Annotated in this window: 9 protein-coding genes; 4 read left to right on the forward strand and 5 right to left on the reverse strand. The window is 64.3% G+C overall.

Features of this window, described 5'->3' with window-relative positions; genetic code table 11:
- Positions 1-3 precede the first annotated feature (3 nt).
- The 4 genes from ASS64_RS13715 to ASS64_RS13730 are packed head-to-tail and all read right to left on the reverse strand — an operon-like array spanning position 4 to position 5,344.
- Positions 4-1,161 carry an efflux RND transporter periplasmic adaptor subunit gene (locus tag ASS64_RS13715; RefSeq protein WP_067695691.1) on the reverse strand — a complete coding sequence of 386 codons (1,158 nt, stop codon included), beginning with the start codon at positions 1,159-1,161 and terminating at the stop codon, positions 4-6.
- A complete protein-coding gene (locus tag ASS64_RS13720; RefSeq protein ID WP_067695694.1) occupies positions 1,161-3,524 on the reverse strand; it encodes an ABC transporter permease in 2,364 nt (787 codons plus the stop codon). The genes ASS64_RS13715 and ASS64_RS13720 overlap by 1 nt, the downstream gene beginning before the upstream one ends.
- On the reverse strand, positions 3,521-4,261 hold the full coding sequence (locus ASS64_RS13725; protein ID WP_067695697.1) for an ABC transporter ATP-binding protein: 741 nt from the start codon (positions 4,259-4,261) through the stop codon (positions 3,521-3,523). Before ASS64_RS13725 ends, ASS64_RS13720 begins: the two co-directional genes overlap by 4 nt.
- 60 nt (positions 4,262-4,321) lie before the next feature.
- Complete coding sequence (locus tag ASS64_RS13730) at positions 4,322-5,344, reverse strand: sodium:calcium antiporter (RefSeq protein WP_198147721.1); 1,023 nt, start codon at positions 5,342-5,344, stop codon at positions 4,322-4,324.
- Between the two features lie 241 nt (positions 5,345-5,585).
- Between ASS64_RS13730 and ASS64_RS13735 the strand changes: the two genes are divergently transcribed.
- From ASS64_RS13735 to ppsA, 4 genes are all read left to right on the forward strand, one after another.
- Positions 5,586-6,026 carry a DUF2267 domain-containing protein gene (locus tag ASS64_RS13735; RefSeq protein ID WP_067696212.1) on the forward strand — a complete coding sequence of 147 codons (441 nt, stop codon included), beginning with the start codon at positions 5,586-5,588 and terminating at the stop codon, positions 6,024-6,026.
- A 136-nt stretch (positions 6,027-6,162) separates the two neighbouring features.
- The gene (locus ASS64_RS13740; RefSeq protein WP_083508379.1) at positions 6,163-7,197 is read left to right on the forward strand and encodes a universal stress protein; all 1,035 of its coding nucleotides are present in this window, start codon (positions 6,163-6,165) and stop codon (positions 7,195-7,197) included.
- Positions 7,197-15,446 carry a GH36-type glycosyl hydrolase domain-containing protein gene (locus ASS64_RS13745; protein WP_067695703.1) on the forward strand — a complete coding sequence of 2,750 codons (8,250 nt, stop codon included), beginning with the start codon at positions 7,197-7,199 and terminating at the stop codon, positions 15,444-15,446. The genes ASS64_RS13740 and ASS64_RS13745 overlap by 1 nt, the downstream gene beginning before the upstream one ends.
- Positions 15,443-17,848 carry a phosphoenolpyruvate synthase gene (gene ppsA / locus ASS64_RS13750; protein WP_067695705.1) on the forward strand — a complete coding sequence of 802 codons (2,406 nt, stop codon included), beginning with the start codon at positions 15,443-15,445 and terminating at the stop codon, positions 17,846-17,848. Before ASS64_RS13745 ends, ppsA begins: the two co-directional genes overlap by 4 nt.
- A 5-nt stretch (positions 17,849-17,853) precedes the next feature.
- Here ppsA and ASS64_RS13755 read toward each other — a convergent pair whose 3' ends face one another.
- A complete protein-coding gene (locus ASS64_RS13755) occupies positions 17,854-18,522 on the reverse strand; it encodes a phosphoribosyltransferase (RefSeq protein WP_067695707.1) in 669 nt (222 codons plus the stop codon).
- Positions 18,523-18,604 lie beyond the last annotated feature (82 nt).

An 18,604-nucleotide genomic window follows, 5' to 3' on the forward strand; every position in this document is an offset into this window, starting at 1 on the left:
TGTTCACTCGCGCAAGGCGACACGCGTACCGTCCTCGATCGCGCTGCCGGGGTTGACGACCACAAGGGCGCCCTGATCGAGCCCGCCGAGCAACTGGGCGTGCTCGTCGTTGATCCGGCCCAGGTCGACCGTCTTCACCCGGGCGCGCCCGCGCTCGATGGCGAAGACCTGCCACTCGCCTTCGGGGCCCCGGAACAACGCTCCGATAGGAATGCGCAAGGCATCTTTGCTGCGCCACAATTCGATTGTCGCGTCGACCTGATAGCCGTGGCCGAGGCGGGCGCCCTGCCCCGCCGACCCTTCCGTAAAGCCGATGATGACGTTGACACGCTGTTCCTCGATACCGAGCGCGGAGATTTTTAGCCGACCGAAAGGTTCGATCCGCTCGACCGTGCCGAGCAGCGGATTGGAACCGCCCCATTGATTGATCTCGACCCGGTCGCCCGGTTTCACGCGCACGGCTTCTCGCGAAAGCAGGTCGACCACGACTTCGATCGTGTCGGGATTGCCGATCGTGACCAGGGGCGTTCCCTCCACGATCACACCCTCGCTTTCGTTGATGACCGACAGAACCTCCCCGCCTGCCGGCGCGCGCACGGCGACCGGTGCTCCGCTCGCAGCACCGCTGGGGTCGGTCAGCATGGCACGCAAACGGGCGATATCCGCTCGGGCTTGCTGCTGCGCCGATCTCTCGGTGGCAACACGCGTGCGGGCTGCCTCGAGCTGCGCACGCGGCAGAAAGCCGCGCTCGGATAGTTCCTCTGCGCGTCTCAGGTCGCGCCGTGCCTGGCCGAGCGCCGCCGTTGCCCCGCTCTCCGCGGCGCGGGCCGAAGCCAGCGCGCCGCGCATCTCGTCGCGACTGCGCTGATCGAGCGGGCTCGAGGGGCGCCCCGTCATGCGCGTGATCAACGCCCCTCGGCCTACCGCATCGCCCGGTTCGAGCTCGATCCGCGAAAGATAACCGGTCACGGGTGCGGAGACGACGTAATACTCGTCGGCTCGTGTCACCCCGTCATCGGTGATCCCGACGGTCATCTCGCCGCGCGTTACCGTGCCCGTATCGACGGCAACCGCTTCCGGCCATAGTGCATAGAGGAATCCGGCCATGAGCAGTCCGGCAATCAGCAGCGCCCAGCGCCAGCGTTTGATCCGCTTCCACATCAGTCGCGCGCCTTCAGGACACGGACCATGTCGAGGCCCATCACGCGGCGGGCGACCACGAGGGCGGTCAGCAAAGCAGCGACAAGGACGACCATCGCCGAATAGGCATAGGTCGAATTGGAAGGCGCGAAAGGCAACCGGAACAGATCCGAACTGAACATCAACACCATAAACTGCGCCAGCCAATGACCGGTTATCAGTCCCAGGGGCACGGCGACCGCCACCAGCAGCGCAATCTCGCCGATCAGGACCACGGCGACTTCGTGGCGATGATAACCGAGCACGCGCAGCGTTGCCAATTCGTGCGCACGTTCGGAAAACAGGATCCGGGCACTGTTGTAGACGACGCCGACCGCTATCGCCGATGCGAAAGCGATATAGAAGAAAATCATGGTGTTGATGTTATCGTCGATCATCTCGGCGAAGCGCTCCATTTCCAGGTCGCGGTCACCGATGCTCAGTGCCACGGGCATCGCCTTGAGTTCGGTCAGCAAAGTCTCGCGCATGGCGGGGTCGATGAGGAGAAGGGCCGAACCCGCCGGGGCGCCGTCTCGCGCCATATCCTCGATCGTGCGGTCGGTGGCATAGGCGTTGGCCCCGATGAACTCGTCGACCAGCGCCCCCACCGGCAGCATCGCTTCGGTTCGTCGTCCGCCCAGCATCTTTACGCGAACGCGGTCGCCGACCTCGGCTCCCAACTGGTCGGCCAGTTGGCGGCTGAGCATCAAGCCACCTGGCGGCATTGCGATCACATTGCCGTCCTGGTCGATCCGCGCGGTCAATAGCGAATCCGGAGCGCTGGCCTGCAGGGCCGTGCGCTCGTGACGATTGGCATAGCTCATCTCCACGCTGAGCGCGCGCCGGGGTTCGACACGCAAGACGCCGGGCAATTGCGCCAGTTCGTAGAGCACATCTTCATTGCGCGCCTCGGTGAAGGTTATCGAAAGATCCTGCTGCTGCGAACGGAAGAAATAGGACTCAAGCATGAACTGGCTCGCATCGATGAATTGCAGCGTGGAAAACAACAGCCCCATGGACAGGGCGACGCCGCTGACGGTTATCGCCGAGCGGCCGGGCCAACGCGCGATATGGCGCACGATCATGTGACCGATCGCGGTAAAGCCCGCCCGCTGCCCCAGGCGCTCCACCGCACCTGCCCTGTAGACGGGCGGAGGCGGTGGCGACATCGCGACCGCGGGCGTCAGGCGGGCGGCGGACCATACGCCGGTAACCGCCCCCAGGGCTGCAGACGCCATGGCCAGCGCGCCCGCGCCGACGAATACGCCAGGCGCGAAGCTGAAACGCAGGAAAGGGAAATGATAGTAGCGGCCGTAGAGTTCGGTCATCGCGCGCCCCATCCAGATGCCGGCCAGCGAGCCGAGGATGGTGGCGAGAATGGCAATCGCGAGTGCGAATTTGAGATAATGCCAGGCGATGGCGACGTCCGAATAGCCAAAGGCCTTGAGCAGCCCGATCAGCGAGCGCTGGGTTCGGATCATACGCCCGAGTACGATGTAGACCAGAAATGTCGAAACTATCAGAAAGACGGGTGGGAAAACCTGCACCATCGCTTCGAGCTGATCGAGCTCGCTGTCGAGAAACATGTGGCTCGGATGATCCTCGCGCCCATAGGCACCGGTTCCGCCATAGGGTTCGAGGATGGTATCGATCGCCCGGATGACGTCGGGTTCGGATGCCCCGTGCTGTAGTTTCACCGAGAGCGCATTGATCGCCTCCGTACGATCGGTTGCTGCCTCGAGCGCTTCCTCGCCCATCCAGAACACGCCGAAGCGCGTGTCGTCGGGCACGATATCGCCCGGCGCAAATGCGTTGATGTAGTTTGGCGCGAGACCGATCCCGACGACTCGCAGCCGCTGTTTCGTGCCGTAGATGATCGCGTCGACCTCGTCTCCCGGGCTGACGCCATTGGCAAGCGCGAATGCCTCGTCGACGACCACCTCGCCCGGCTGGCCCGGCGCGGGCATACGACCGGTCTTCAAGCTGACGAGATCGAGACGGTCGCGCCCGCGCTCGTCGACCGATTGCAGGAGCGCGCGCACTGCGTCGACGCGGTCGGGATAGTCGAGCAGCGCATATTGCAGGATCGATCCCTGCGCCTGCTGCACGCCTTCGACCCGCGCCACCCGGTCGACGATGCTGCGCGGCGCGCGGGTCATGTTGGCGAAGACGTCGCCGAAATTGTTTGCCGAGTAGTAGGCGTCCCGGGTGACCGTCAGCGAGCCATGGACACCCATGGACAGGATGAAAGTTGCCGAGGCAGCGGCAAGGACTACCGCTATGGCCAGGGCCTGCCCGCGCATGCGCCACAAATCGCGCATCAGCTTGAGATCGAGCGCCTTCACCAGGTGATCTCCGACGGGCTGATCCTGTGCGTGTTGTTCTCGATCCGGGCGATCTTGCCGTCGAGGAAGTGAAACACGCGATCGGCCATCGCGGCGATCCCGGCATTGTGCGTGATGATGAGCAGCGTCGTATCGAGCTCGCGGTTGGCAGTGTCGAGCGTCTCGAGCACACGCACCCCGGTGCTGCTGTCCAGCGCTCCGGTGGGTTCGTCGCACAGCAAGACGCCCGGCTGTTTGGCGATGGCGCGCGCGACTGCCACGCGCTGCTGCTCGCCGCCGGAGAGCTGGGCCGGGAAATGATGCCGTCGCTCCGCCAGTCCCACCAGGCCGAGGGCGTCGGCAGGGTTCATGGGATCCTCGGCGATATCGGTGACGAGACGGACGTTCTCTTCGGCCGTCAGGCTGGGTATCAGATTGTAGAACTGAAATATGAAACCGATCTGCGCGCGGCGGAACCGCGTAAGATCACGATCGTCCAGCGCAGTCAGCTCATTGTCTTCATAGTGAAGAGTCCCCGAGGTCGGCCGATCGAGGCCACCGACGATATTGAGCCAGGTGGACTTTCCGCTGCCAGACGGACCGAGCAGGACGAGGACCTCTCCCTTGCGGATATCGAAATCGACACCGCGCAGCGCATGCACCTCGGTTTCGCCCGTGATGTAAATCTTGCTCAGGCCACGTCCCGAAAAGGCGCGTGCGTTCGCTGCCGTCTCGCTGTTTTCGCCTTCGACCTGCATGCCGTTGCAATAGCAGGTCTGCGAGGCGCGACGTTACGCAATTCCCGCAATTGCCGGACGTTACGGCGCAAGCGAAAGCAGCATTGCGAGACCGCAGAAGTAGACCAATATCGCGGCGATCGAGTCCTGCCCCATGCGCAGCACCGTCCGATCGCGCCGCTCGATGAGGCCGAGTACGAATATCCCCGTCAGCACCAGCGCCAGCATTGCAGCCGCGATTTCGAAATCGCCCGCCTGCTCGATCACCGGTTCGCCCGAGGCGACCAGGTCGATCGCGAGTATGATGGCGAGATTGAACATGTTCGAGCCGAAGATCTCGCCGATCGCGAGTTCGTATCGCCGGTTTCGCATTGCCCCGACGATAGCACTCGCCTCGGGGAGCGAGGTGGCGATCGCGATGATGAGGAAACCGACCACTCCTGCACCCAGGCCGGTTTCGCGGGCGATTGCCTCACCGGTATTGGCGAGCGTGACACCCCCGACCAGAATGATTGCCGTAAGGGCGCCCAGCACCACTGCAAGCTTGCCCGTAGAGATGGGTCTTTGCCTGGCTTCCTCGACCAGTTCGAGGTCGGGCGGATTGACCACCTGCCACATCGGCCGCCGCTCGGCGCGATCGGAAACCACCAGGGCAAGCAGCACGGCGAGGAAAATCGCGATGGCCCAGGCGCCCGCCGGGCCGCCCCAATCTCCGCCTCCAATCCCGATGGCTGCGCCAACGAGAGCGAACAGGATCATGCCCAGCACGCCCTGGATCAGCGTGACGGGCCGCGCCACGACCGATGTCAGCGGCGCCGGGCCAAGCACCATATCCGCAAGCGCCAACAACAGAAGATTCAAGCTCGCGCTGCCGAGAATGTCGTTGAGGGACAATAGCGGCACGCCGATCGCGGCTGCGGTCGTACCCGTCGCGAGTTCGGGTAGCGAAGTGATCCCGCCCAGCACGAGCATCCCTGCCAGACCATGTCCGATGCCCGTCTTGTCGCTCAGCGCAACGACATAGGCCGGAAGACGCGTACCGGCCCACCACACGGCAGCCGCCGCCAGGGCAAGGACCAGGGCGATTTCCCACAAGGCGGTCATCGCCCGCGGACGAATGGAAGACTGATGGGCCTGCGTCCTGCCATGCCGTTGCTCGTTCCCGCCAATTGAATGCGCTCCGCACCTTTGGCGCTCCGGCCGTCCGAACACATCCGTAGATGTCCCGATTGGCATGCTTTGGCTGTGTCCGGAAATCACCCCTCGGGAGGTTTGCGTAATGACGGCGAGCGGCATTGGCGCCTAGCTTCGCAATTCCCTCGTTCAGCACCTTTCGGAGAACATGATGAGCGCCACGATTCTGCCCTTGTTCGACAAATCCCTGCAAACCACGGCCATCTGGCTAGAGGAAATTCAGAGCGATATCGGTCCGGACCGCGCCTTTGCCTGGCGGGTTCTGTCGGTCGTCCTGCAGCAACTGCGCGACCATCTGCCGTTGGAGCTTTCGGCCCATTTCGGTGCGCAACTGCCCTTGATCGTGCGCGGAACCTTCTACGATCGGTTCGACCCCACCGGCTTGCCGCGCTCGACCCACGGGGGAGACGAGTTCCTGCAGGCCGTTGCCGACGGCCTGCGCGATAGCCGCGGGGTGGATCCCAGGGACGCCGTGCAATCGGTGTTCGGCGTGCTCGACCGCCACCTCTCGCGCGGCCAGATCGAAAAGGTCGCTAGGTCGCTGCCACGCGGAATTCGCGCCATGTGGCCCGACTCGGAAGTGGTTGGGTAGCGCAGGACCCTTACTCTCACCGCTCGCGACCAACCGCCCGTCCCCCATAAGGAACGTTCCCTATGTCGAGTCACGCAACGCCGCAGCATCTTCGCCCGGGCGGCAGGGGATCGTCAGATTCGAAGAGGTCAAGACAATGCTAAGCCAGTCGGACTTGCAGCTAGCCAGCGATCCGCCACCGGCGACGTCTCGAGCGATTTCCGAAGAGCTCCGCGAAAACACGCCGCATGCGGCAAAGGGGCCGCGGCTGCTGGCCTGCGTCGACGAGACGCCGATGGCGCGCGCGGTCACGATCCACGCAGGAGCAGTGGCGCGCAGCCTGGGCCTGGAGATGACGCTCGCCAGGGTGATCGAAGAGGGCGGGCGCTATGGGGCGCCCGTCGATCCGATCGAGTGGCAATTGCGCCGGCAGGAACACCACTCGCAGCTACGCAAGCTCGCCGAGGATGCCAATGGACCCCGGCAACCTGCGGCGGTTCTGTTGAGCGGCGATGCCGGCGACGAATTGATCGACTGGAGCGAAACGCACGGCACCACATTGCTGGCGCTCGCGACGAGAAACGACAGCGGCCGCCACGCCCTGGGTTCGACGGTGCTGCGCCTGCTGGAGCATGGATCGGCTTCATTGCTTCTGGTGCCTCCACAAGCGAGGGTGGCGCCGACCTATCGCCGGATTCTGGTGCCGGTCGACGGATCCCCGCGCGCCGAGAGCGTAATCCCGGTCGCTCTCATCATCGCGCGTGCCCATGGTGCCGAATTGATACTGGTCCACGTCGTGCCGCCGGTGCGCCGCCTGTCCGGTTTCAGAGCCGGACAGGCCCAAGACCTGCATTCGGAAATCGAGCGCCAGAGCGCACGAGGCGCACGCGAACACCTCGAGCAATTGCGGCTCCGTGCCCAAGAAGTCGGCCTCGTCGTACACTCGACCCTGCTGGGTCCCGCCGAGCCACGCCAGGCGACCTGCCAGTTCGCGCGGGAGAAGGACGTCGATCTCGTGGTGATGTCGTCGCACGGGGCAACCGCGCTCAGCGATGTGCCGTGCGGTAGCGTTGCCGAATATCTCGCCACGCATTGCACCATGCCCGTATTGATGGTCCGACCCAATCTCGTGACCGGTTTTTGCGGTGACGATCTCGAACCGGACGGCCAATCGGTCTTTCGTTTCGGTTAGTGGCCGAGGCTGCCGAACTCACTTCGCCCCTGGAACTGGCGGCCGAGGAGCTGGGTCAAAAGCACAGCGTCACCCAGAGAAGCGCCGCCCCACTCGATATCATCCGCAATCCGAAGGCGGTCGAGAACTGGCTCAATCAAGCACGGCTGGCCTGTCGCAAGCCGGATCCGGATGCCGCCAAGGCTGCCGAGTGGGTGCTCGACAATGATTATCAGGTGAGCCGAGCCTTGCGGCTCATCCGCAAGGACATGCCCGACGCGTTCTACAAACGGCTACCGGCGCTGGCGGACGAAGGGGCGTGTGGGCCGCGCATCTACATGATCGCGCACGAACTATTGCGCGCCACGCACCTGCAACTCTCGCTGGCCAATGCGGTTCGCTTCGTCTCCGCCTATCAGCGGAGCAAGCCGCTGACCATTGCCGAGCTATGGGCGTTTCCGACCATGGTCAGGGTCGCCTGCATCGAAATCCTGGCTGCTGCGCTCACTCCGATGCTCGCTGGGCAGGTGCGGCTCGGTTTCGCTGTGTCTACATGCGCTGGCGATGCGCATTCGCTCGAGCCGACCGAGCGCGTCGCACGCTCGATCTCGAATTTGGCCGAAGCGGCGGCGATCCCGTGGGAGGAGTTTTTCGAACGCACCAGCCTGGTGGAGAAGGCGCTGCGCGAGGATCCGCACGGTACCTATGGGCGGATGGATTTCGAAACACGCGATCATTATCGCACCGCGGTCGAGGAAATCGCAAAATGGGGTAGCGTCCCCGAGATCGAAGTAGCGCGCGAAGCGATCGCGCGTAGCCGAAGCGAACGCTCCGAGAAGGTCGGTTTCCACGTCGGCTACTGGTTGATCGACGATGGGCGCGCCGAACTCGAACGACAGTTCGATGCGAAGCCTGAGCCGAGGAGGGCCTTCAAGCGCGCGATACTCGCCCGCCCCGGACGATTCTTCGCTGCAGGCATGACGATCTCCGCGGTGCTCTGCGCGGTACTGCCCGCATTTTATCTGGCCTGGATCGGGGCCGGCTGGATCGGCTGGGTCGCCGCATTGCTTCTGAGCCAGATACCGGCCTCGATTCTTGCGATCACCCTGGTTCACTGGGTCGTGACGAGAATAACCGAACCTTGCGTCCTGCCAAAACTCGACAGCGAGCGCGGCATCCCGGCGGAATTCCCGGTGACCGTAACCGTCCCCGTCGTCATCGCGCGGCAGGAGGAAGTCGAAGCGCTCAAGCGTCAGATGGAGATGCATTGGCTGGCGAACACCGATCCAGCATTGCAGGTGGCGCTGCTCGCCGATCTCGCCGATGCGCCCGAGGAAACCCTGCCCGGCGACCACGCGATAATAGAGGCGCTGGAATCGGCAGTCGAAGACCTTAGCGAACGGTACGGGTCTCGCGGTATCGGGCCATTCCATCTGCTGATGCGCCCGCGGCTCTTCAATCCGCAGCAAGGCTGCTGGATGGCGTGGGAACGCAAACGCGGCAAGCTCGAGCAGTTCAACCGGCTGATAGTCGAGGGCGACGGCGCGCCCTTCACGATCAGGGTCGGCGATCGGATCGCGCTCGACGCCACGCGTTTCGTCCTGACGCTCGATGCCGACACGATTCTGCCGAGCGGCTCGGTGGCAAAGCTTGCGGGAACGCTCGCCCACCCGCTCAACCGACCGGCGATGACGCGCGAAGGCCGGTTGCAGCGCGGATATTCGATCATCCAGCCGCGTGTCGAGATTTCGCCTGCCAGCGGCGAGCGAACCCTCTTTGCCCGGCTCTTCACCGGCGAAACCGCGATCGATATCTACAGCCGCGCAGTATCCGACGTGTACCAAGACCTGTTCGGTTCCGGCATCTTCGTCGGCAAGGGGATTTACGACCTCGCCGCCTTCCATGCTGCAGCGGATGGGAGGGTCCCGGAGAACGCGATCCTGAGCCACGATCTCTTCGAGGGTGCGCTGGGCAGGGCCGCGCTGGCGACGGACATCGTGCTCTACGAGGGGTTCCCCGACACGTATCGGCACTATGCACAGCGCCTCCATCGATGGATCCGCGGCGATTGGCAGCTGCTTCCATGGCTGATGCGCAGAGTGCCGGGCACTAACGGCACGCGAATCCGCAATCCGGTCGGCGCGCTGGATCGCTGGAAGATGTTCGACAATCTGCGCCGCAGCCTGGTACAGCCGGGACTGGTGGTGCTCGCCATGGCCGGCTGGCTGGTTCTGCCGGGCAGCCCCTGGTTCTGGACGGCGTTGGTCCTGCTTGCTCCTGCCGGGCAACTTCTGATCGACCTCGCCAGCGGCCTGACCCGCGGCCGTCGCCGCGGCGCAACCTTCGGCTTCCGGGCGCGGATGATCGACCAGACCGGCCGATGGCTTCTGGTTATCGTCTTCATGCTGCACGAGGCCTTGCTTTCGCTCCATGCGATCGTGGTGACCCTGTGGCGCCGTTACGTCAGCAAACGAAACCTGCTCGAATGGACCTCGGCTGCGCATGTCGCGGCGCACGCCGGGGGCGAGCCCCGCAGGTTCGCCCTATGGCGGCAAATGGCCCCTGCTCCGTTGCTTGCGATTGCCATTGCGACAGCAGTTTACCTTTTCCGGCCTGCCGCAATTGCGCCGGCATTGTTCTTGATCCTCCCGTGGGCGCTCGCGCCCGAGATAGCCCGTTTCATCGAGCTGCCGCGGCGCAGGGCCGGACCGACCGAGGGCAAACTCGACATTCCCTATCTGCGCCAACTGGCACGCCGGACCTGGCTCTATTTCGAGACCTTTGCCGGACCGGGCGACAACTGGCTGCCTCCGGACAATTACCAGGGGCCACCGCACGAGGAAATCGCGCACCGCACCTCGCCGACCAATATCGCGATGCTGATCCTGTCGACGGCCAGCGCATGGGATCTGGGCTTCGTCGGGCGGGTCGAGCTGGCCGCGCGAACGCGCAATGTCCTCGATAGTCTGGGGCAGCTCGAACGGCACCGCGGTCATTTTCTCAACTGGTACGAGACGCATCACCTGCGTCCGCTCGAGCCGCGCTATGTCTCCACGGTCGATAGCGGCAATCTCGCGGCCGCCTTGGTCAGCTACGCACATTGTCTGCGTGACGCGGCGAGGGAAAACGCGCTCGAAGACCAGCGCTGGGCGGGGTTGCAGGATCTCTTCGCCCTTGTCGCCGAACATGCCGGCGAGCTCGACGACAGCGAGGAATTTCGCGCGCGCGTCGGGCGCATGGGCGAGGATGCATCGCGGCAGGGAGACGATGCCGCAGATGCGCAGATCCTCCTGCATCGGCTGCTGAGCGATGATCTTCCCGCGCTCGAGGCGGAAGGTGCGCACATCATGAAGCGCGCGGCCAACGATCGCGCCGAGCAAGTGCGCGATCTCAATATCTGGATCGAACGCCTCAGGCATCACATCCACGATATGGCGCGCGACACGGCAACGGTTCCGACGATCGGCTCGGAGCTGATCGCGCTCGCGCACGAAACCGAACGGCTTGCCTGGGAAATGGATTTCACCTGGCTCTACGACAAGGAACGCCGTCTATTCTTCATCGGCCACAATGTGAGCACGGCCAAGACCGACGTCCATCACTACGATCTGCTGGCCTCCGAAGCGCGCATCGCGAGCTTCTTCGCCATCGCCAAGAAGGATGTCGCGGTCGAGCACTGGTTCCATCTCGGGCGTCCGATAACCCGCGCGGATGGTAACGTCGCGCTGGTCTCGTGGAACGGCTCGATGTTCGAATATCTGATGCCCCGCCTGTTGATGCCGAGCGGGCCCGACACGCTGCTGGGCGAGAGCGAGCACACCGCCGTCGCGGTGCATCGCCGCTATGGCCAATCCAGCAGCACGCCCTGGGGGATTTCCGAATCCGCCTACGCGGCGCGCGATCCCGAACATCGCTTTCGTTACCGCGCCTTCGGTGTGCCGGGCCTGGGGTTGCGCCGCGGCCTCGCCCAGGACCTGGTGATCGCGCCCTATGCCTCCGCCCTCGCCTTGGCCCACGACCCGGTCGCTGCCCAGGCCAACCTCAAGCGGTTGGAGAGTCTCGGGGCCGGCGGCCGATACGGTCTATGGGAAGCGATCGATTTCACGCCGCATCGCGCACCGGCATCGGACGGCACCTTCACGCCGGTCAATGCATTCATGGCGCACCATCAGGGCATGATCCTGTGCGCGATCGGAAACCTGCTCACCGGCGACGTTCTGGTGGACCGGTTTACGCGGGATCCGCAGATTCAGCTTACGACCTTGCTCTTGTCGGAACGCATCCCGCACGAACTGCCGGCCGAGATCGAACGGCTTGAAACGGTCACGATCGACGATGCCGCCGGCGCCAACACTCAGATCCGGTACAATTGGACTCCGACCGAGACCTCGTTCCCGCAAACGCATCTTCTCGGCAACGGTCGGTTGTCGAGCCGCATATCCTCTTCGGGCGGTGGCGGGCTGTTCTGGAATGGTCAGGCGCTGACACGTTTCGTGCCGGACGCCACGCGCGATGCCGAGGGTTTCTGGTTTTACCTGCGCGACGAGCACAGCGAACGCGTGTGGTCGGCAACGCGCCAGCCCACAGGGGTCGCTCCGGCCGAGGAGAGCATTACTTTCCGCAGCCACGCGGCGGAATTCCAGCGGCGCGACAGCCGGATAAATACCCGGCTCGAGGTGACTGTCGGCGCGAGCGACGATATCGAATTGCGCCGGCTGCTGATCACCAACGAAAGCAGCCGTCGCCGGTCTCTCCGATTGACGAGCTATGCGGAGATCGCCCTCGCGCCGCCGCTGGAGGACGAACGCCACCTCGCATTCAGCAAGATGTTCGTGCGCAGCGATTATCTCGCCGAGCCCGGCGCATTGCTGTTCACCCGCCGCCCGCGCCGTCCCGAGGATACACCGCCTGTGCTCTTGCAGACGGTCATCGGGGCCGACGGGATCGTCCCCGATGTGAGCTTCGAATGCGATCGCCGGCTGTTTCTCGGCCGCAACCGCACCGCGCACGCGCCGTTAGGAGCCACGCGAAGCCTCTCCGGCACCCAGGGTTGGACGCTCGATCCCGCTGCATGCTTTCAGCTGCGTTTCGATATGGAACCGGGTGAAACGAAAGAGCTGTGCTTCGTCACGATCGCCGCAGCCTCGCGATCGAGCGCCCTCGAACTGCTCGAGCGTCACGCTACGCTCTCGGCAATCCGCTGGCTGACCGACGATGCCGAGCGGGAAGTCTCACGGGCAATCCACCGCGCTCGCATCGCGCCTGATCTGTTGCCCGATGTCCAGGCACTCGGCTCGCTCATGGTCTATCCGCACTCCGCCCTGCGGGCCGAGCGCGCCACGATCCGCGGCAATGCGCTAGGCCAGCAGAACCTGTGGGGCCTCGCACTTTCGGGCGACTTGCCGATCCTGCTCCTGAAGGGGGAACTGGAGGAAAACGAACTGTTGGACCTGGTGATCGGCGCGCATCAATTGTGGCGCCGCGCGGGCCTCCAGGTCGACATCGTCATCCTCCAGACTCTGGGTTCGGCCTATATCGAGCCTGTCCGTGACGCTTTGGTGAGCCTGCTTCAGGAAGTCGGCGCGACCGAAATGCTGGGCCGCAATGGCGGCATTCACCTCGTCTTCGCGGACCAGATCGGTTCAGGGCATGTGCGCTTGCTCGAAGCGATGGCGTGGGCGGTCCTCGACGGCTCGAACGGATCGCTGGCCGACCAGATCGCGCGAGCCATGCCGCATCGCCTCGAGCCCCCGCCGATCCTTCCCTCGCTCGAATTCGAGCCCGAGCCGCAACGTCCGCCAGCAAGGCCGGACGATCTGCTGTGCGACAACGGATATGGCGGGTTCACCTCAGATGGACGCGAGTATCTGATCCATCTCGAGCCGGGTAACACGACGCCCGCGCCATGGGTCAACGTACTGGCAAACGAAGCATTCGGGACGCTCGTCACCGAGTCCGGCGGTGGCTTCACCTGGTCGGTCAACAGCGGCGAATATCGGCTGACCCCCTGGACGAACGATCCGGTCACGGACCGCCAGACCGAGATCCTTTATCTGCGCGACGAGGAAACGTCGCAGGTATGGTCGGTTACGCCCGATCCCGCCGGGCGCGACATGACCTGCCAGGTTCGGCATGGTGCGGGATTCACCGAATGGCGCCAGGCGAGCCGCGGGATCGAGCAGCGCATGACCGTAACGGTTGCCCGGGATGCCCCGGTCAAGCTCATCCGTCTAACCCTGCGCAATCTCGGCCGGCGCGATCGGCGCATCACGGCAACGTATTACGCGGAATGGCTGCTGGGCTCGCTCCCCGGCATCGCGCGGCGTCACGTCCATTGCCGCTTTTATCCCGACGCGCAGGCGATAGTTGCGACCAATCCGTGGAATGCCGATTTTGCCGGGCGGAGCGCTTTTCTCACGGCGAGCGAGCATGCGCACGGCTTCGCGACCGACCGCCAGGAGTTCATCGGCCGAGAAGGCAATCTCGCACGGCCCGCCGCACTTGGCCGCTGGGGCCTCGACAATTCCGAGGTCGCCGGCGCGGACGCCTGCGCCGCCTACCAGGTGCATCTCGACCTCGCTCGAGGAGAAAGCCGCGAGATTCTCTTCGTGCTCGGCGAAGCGGAGACCGAACAGGAGGCGCTCGCCTTGGCGCGCGACTGGCGTTCGGTCGGCCGCGGCGTGGCGGCCGAGGCCGAGAACACCGCCTATTGGGACGACCTGCTGGGCGCGGTCGAAGTCGAGACGCCCGACCCGGCGCTCGATATCCTGGTCAATCGCTGGCTGCTCTACCAGAGCCTGTCCTCGCGCATTCTCGCACGTACCGGCTTCTATCAAGCCAGCGGTGCGATCGGTTTTCGCGATCAATTGCAGGACGTCCTCGCCTTCCTGCATGCCGACCCGGAACGCGTCCGCGACCATATCCTCACTTGCGCTGCGCATCAGTTCGAGGAGGGCGACGTGCTGCACTGGTGGCACCCGCCCGCCGGACGCGGTGTACGAACCCGCATTACCGACGATCTGCTGTGGCTCCCCTATGCGTCGGCGCATTACGTAAACGCCACGGGTGACACGTCGATCCTCGAGGAGGAGGTTCGCTTTCTCACGGCGCCCCCGCTCGCCGACAACGAGCACGATCGCTACGCGATGTACGATGCCGGGGGAGTGCCCCGTTCGCTGATAGAGCATTGCGAACGGGCGCTCGAGCGGGTCGAGCTGGGCAGCCACATGCTCCCGCTCATCGGAACCGGCGACTGGAACGACGGGATGGACCGGGTCGGTGACAAGGGCAGGGGCGAGAGCGTCTGGCTTGCCTGGTTCGCCTCGGTCTGCGCCGCGTCGCTGGCGCATTGCGAGCGGCTCTTGGGCCGTATCCCGGAATCGCGCCACTGGGCGGAACGCGCCGCGACCTGGCGGCGCAATGCAGAGCATTCAGGATGGGACGGCGAATGGTATCGCCGAGCCTACGACGATGAGGGGACACCGCTCGGCTCGCAGGAAAACGACGAATGCTGGATCGACTCCATCTCGCAATCCTGGTCCGTCTTCGCCGGTGGCGCGAGTACGCGGAGCCGAACCGCGCTCCAGGCCGCGCTGCGCGAGCTGGTCGACGAAGAGGCCGGAATCGCGCGACTGCTATGGCCGCCTTTCGACAAGTCGGCGCACGATCCCGGCTATATCATGGCTTACCCTCCGGGCATCCGCGAAAACGGGGGGCAGTATTCGCACGCCGCGGCCTGGTTGGGTCTGGCTCTCGCACGGACCGGCCAGGGCAATCACGCGCATCGCATCTTCACCATGCTCAACCCGATCGAACACGCACGCGAGCGGCAGTCGGCAGATATCTATCGTACCGAACCTTACTCCGTGGCGGCCGATATCGGCTCGGTGGGCCGCCATCGCGGAATGGGCGGGTGGAGCTGGTACACCGGTGCCGCGGCATGGACCTGGCGGCTCGCGGTAGAAGGGATTCTCGGCCTCACCTTGCGCGATGGGCGGGTGCACATCTCGCCCTCGCTACCGGAAGGATGGGATGGCTATGAAGCGACCCTGCGGCGGGGCGGCGGGACGATCCGCATCAAACTCGCCCGCGAGGGGCCCCTCCATGGACGTGCGCGGGCACACTTGATTGTCGATGGCGAGCCGTTCGACGGGGAACTGATCGCCTTTCCGCCAGCCGGCGAATGCCGCGAGGTCGAGGCGCGGATCGGGGACACTCCAGACACGGTTTCCAAACCCGAACATGCGGGGGTGAAAGATAAAGCGACATGAGCGATGACCCGATCATTTACCCGTTCGAAGCCCTGACGCGCGAGGACACGGCGAAAGTGGGCGGCAAGAACGCCTCTCTGGGCGAGATGATCGGCGCGCTGGCAGGCAAGGGCATTCGCGTGCCGCCAGGCTTTGCCACCAGCGCCGCCGCCTATCGCGCATTTCTGGGCGCCAATGATCTCGACGAGGTGATTGCCGGGGAAATTGCGAACTATCAGGATGGCCGGGCGAGCCTTTCGCAAGCGGGCGCCGCAATCCGGAGCGCAATTCTTGCAGGCGAATGGCCGGAGCCGATCGCCGATGCGATCCTCGCCGCCTATCGCGAACTCGACGCGCGCGACGGATCGGGAGCGGCGGGCGTAGCCGTCCGTTCGAGCGCGACGGCCGAAGATTTGCCCGACGCGAGCTTTGCCGGACAGCAGGAGACGTTTCTCAACATCGTCGGCGAAGATGCATTGCTCGGCGCGTGCAAGCGTTGCTTCGCCTCGCTCTACACCGATCGCGCAATCGTCTATCGCGAATTGAAAAGCTTCGAACACTCTGCCGTGGCGCTCTCGGTCGGCGTGCAACGGATGATCCGTTCCGACCGGGCGGGTGCGGGCGTCATGTTCTCGATCGACACCGAAACCGGTTTCGACCGGGTCGTGCTGATCAATGCGGCATGGGGACTGGGCGAAAGCGTTGTGCAAGGCTCCATCGAGCCCGATGAATATCACGTCTTCAAGCCGCTGCTTGAAGATCGAAGCCTGTGCCCGATCATCAAGAAGCGGTGCGGGGCCAAACAGCGCAAGCTCATCTACTCGAACGATGATTCCGGCACCCGATGGGTCGATACAAGCGAGCCCGAACAGCACGCCGCCGTACTGGAAGATGAAGAGATTCTAACTCTTGCGCGATGGGCAGCGGTAATCGAGCGCCATTATGGTTGCCCGATGGACATCGAATGGGCGAAAAACGGCCGGCAGGGCGAGCTCTTCATCGTCCAGGCACGGCCCGAGACCGTGCAGGCGCAGGATCGCGCAGACATCCTGCACAGCTCGAAAGTGCTTCGGCCAGGTCCCGTGCTGGTCGAAGGACAAGCCATCGGATCGCAAGCCGCGACCGGATCCGTCTGCGTCATTTCGGGCGCCGCCGAGATTGATCGCTTCGTCGACGGATCGGTGCTGGTGACCGGGGTGACCGATCCCGATTGGGTGCCGGTGATGAAACGGGCGGCAGCGATCGTCACCGATCACGGCGGACGCACGTCGCATGCCGCGATCGTCAGTCGCGAGCTGGGGGTGCCGGCCATTGTCGGATGCGGCAATGCGACCGAACAGCTCCAAGAAGGGCAGAAAGTCACGGTCAATTGCACCGCCGGCGAGCACGGTCTCGTCCATGAAGGACGGTCGGAGATCCGTGAAGAGCGGATCGATCTCTCCGCGCTCCCTGCGACCCGAACGCGCGTGATGCTCAACCTTGCCGATCCGGGCGCCGCCTATCGCTGGTGGAAACTACCGTCCGACGGGGTCGGGCTTACGCGGATGGAGTTCGTCATTTCCAACCTCATAAAGGTCCACCCGATGGCGTTGCTCCAGCCCGAGCGGATCGCCGACCCCGAAGAGCGTGCCGCAATCGAACGTCTTACGCGCGGTCATCGCGGGCACGCCGAATTCTACGTCGATCGCCTGTCCCGCGGGCTCGCGCGGATTGCCGCGCTGCAATATCCGCATCCTGTCGTGATCCGGTTCAGCGACTTCAAGACCAACGAGTATGCGGACTTGCTGGGTGGCCGCGCGTTCGAGCCGGAAGAAGAAAATCCGATGCTCGGCTTTCGCGGGGCATCGCGTTACGCGTCGCCGCTGTTCCGCGAGGGATTCGCGCTCGAATGTCGTGCGATCCGGCATCTGCGCGAGACGATGGGCTTTACCAATGTCGTGGTCATGGTGCCGTTCTGCCGCACAATCGACGAGGCCGATCGCGTGCTCGCGGAAATGGCCGCGAACGGGCTCGCTCGCGGACAGGCCGGCCTCGAAGTCCTGGTGATGTGCGAAGTGCCGAGCAATGTCGTGCTTGCGGGAGACTTCGCCGAGCGGTTCGACGGCTTTTCTATCGGCAGTAACGATCTCACCCAACTCGTCCTCGGAATCGATCGCGATTCCGAACTCCTCGCCGAGCAATTCGACGCCCGCGATGCGGCGGTCATGTGGATGATCCGGCATGTGATTTCGGAGGCGCATGCGCATGACACTCCGGTCGGCCTGTGCGGGCAAGCGCCCAGCGATCATCCGGCCTTCGCCGAATTTCTGGTCGAATGCGGGATCGACTCGATTTCCGTCACGCCCGACAGTTTCGTCGCCGTAAAGAACCACGTCGCGGCCGCCGAAGGCATCGCCAAGGTCGAACCCGCGATTGCGCAGTAGCTTGCTCAGGCCGTCTGCTCCGGCGAGAATTCGCGCGCCCTCGCAAGGTACTCGACGACTTCCCGGTCGCTGGTTTGCCCGAAGTCGGCATAATGCGCTCCGACGGCCTGGAAAGAGCGCGGCTTGGCCAGGCAGATCACTTCGTCACATAGAGATGCCAGGGATGCGATCGTGTCGGGCGGGGCGACGGGTACCGCCAGCACGATCTTGGCCGGCCTGGCCTGGCGAATGCTCTCGAGCGCAGCACGCGCCGTGCTCCCCGTCGCAATGCCATCATCGACGACGATGACCGTCCGATCTTTCACAGAGACGGGGTTCATGGCACCATAGATGACGCGCCTCCGCCCGATCTCCGCCAGCGCGGCCTCCTTCGCGCGCTCGATGTAGGCATCGCTCGCTCCGGTCATCCGCGCCACGTCGGCGTCGATGACGACCTGGGGATTCTCTCCGTCGACGATCGCCCCGACAGCGAATTCCTTATTGCCTGGCGCACCAAGTTTGCGCACCATGACCAGGTCGAGCGGCGCCCGAAGCTTCTTGGCGATTTCGAACCCCACCGGCACGCCGCCGCGGGGAAGCGCGAGGATCACGGGATCGTGCCATATGCGCTTGGCGAGCTCTGACGCGAGTTCCTTTCCAGCCGCTCGCCGGTCTTGAAATGAAGATATCGGCATGGGTTGGGACCCTTCTGTGAATGTGAGCTACAATTGGTTCAACGCTCTTTCGCGATCCCGAAATACGTAACGTTCCGCGATT

The organism is Erythrobacter sp. AP23, from assembly GCF_001542855.1.
Taxonomy (GTDB): Bacteria; Pseudomonadota; Alphaproteobacteria; order Sphingomonadales; family Sphingomonadaceae; genus Qipengyuania.

Bases quoted from the DNA above. Each gene is read 5' to 3' on its own strand.
- ASS64_RS13715 (WP_067695691.1), bottom strand. From the start codon at position 1,161: ATGTGGAAGCGGATCAAACGCTGGCGCTGGGCGCTGCTGATTGCCGGA.
- ASS64_RS13725 (WP_067695697.1), bottom strand. From the start codon at position 4,261: ATGCAGGTCGAAGGCGAAAACAGCGAGACGGCAGCGAACGCACGCGCC.
- ASS64_RS13730 (WP_198147721.1), bottom strand. From the start codon at position 5,344: ATGACCGCCTTGTGGGAAATCGCCCTGGTCCTTGCCCTGGCGGCGGCT.
- ASS64_RS13735 (WP_067696212.1), top strand. From the start codon at position 5,586: ATGAGCGCCACGATTCTGCCCTTGTTCGACAAATCCCTGCAAACCACG.
- ASS64_RS13740 (WP_083508379.1), top strand. From the start codon at position 6,163: ATGCTAAGCCAGTCGGACTTGCAGCTAGCCAGCGATCCGCCACCGGCG.
- ppsA (WP_067695705.1), top strand. From the start codon at position 15,443: ATGAGCGATGACCCGATCATTTACCCGTTCGAAGCCCTGACGCGCGAG.
- ASS64_RS13755 (WP_067695707.1), bottom strand. From the start codon at position 18,522: ATGCCGATATCTTCATTTCAAGACCGGCGAGCGGCTGGAAAGGAACTC.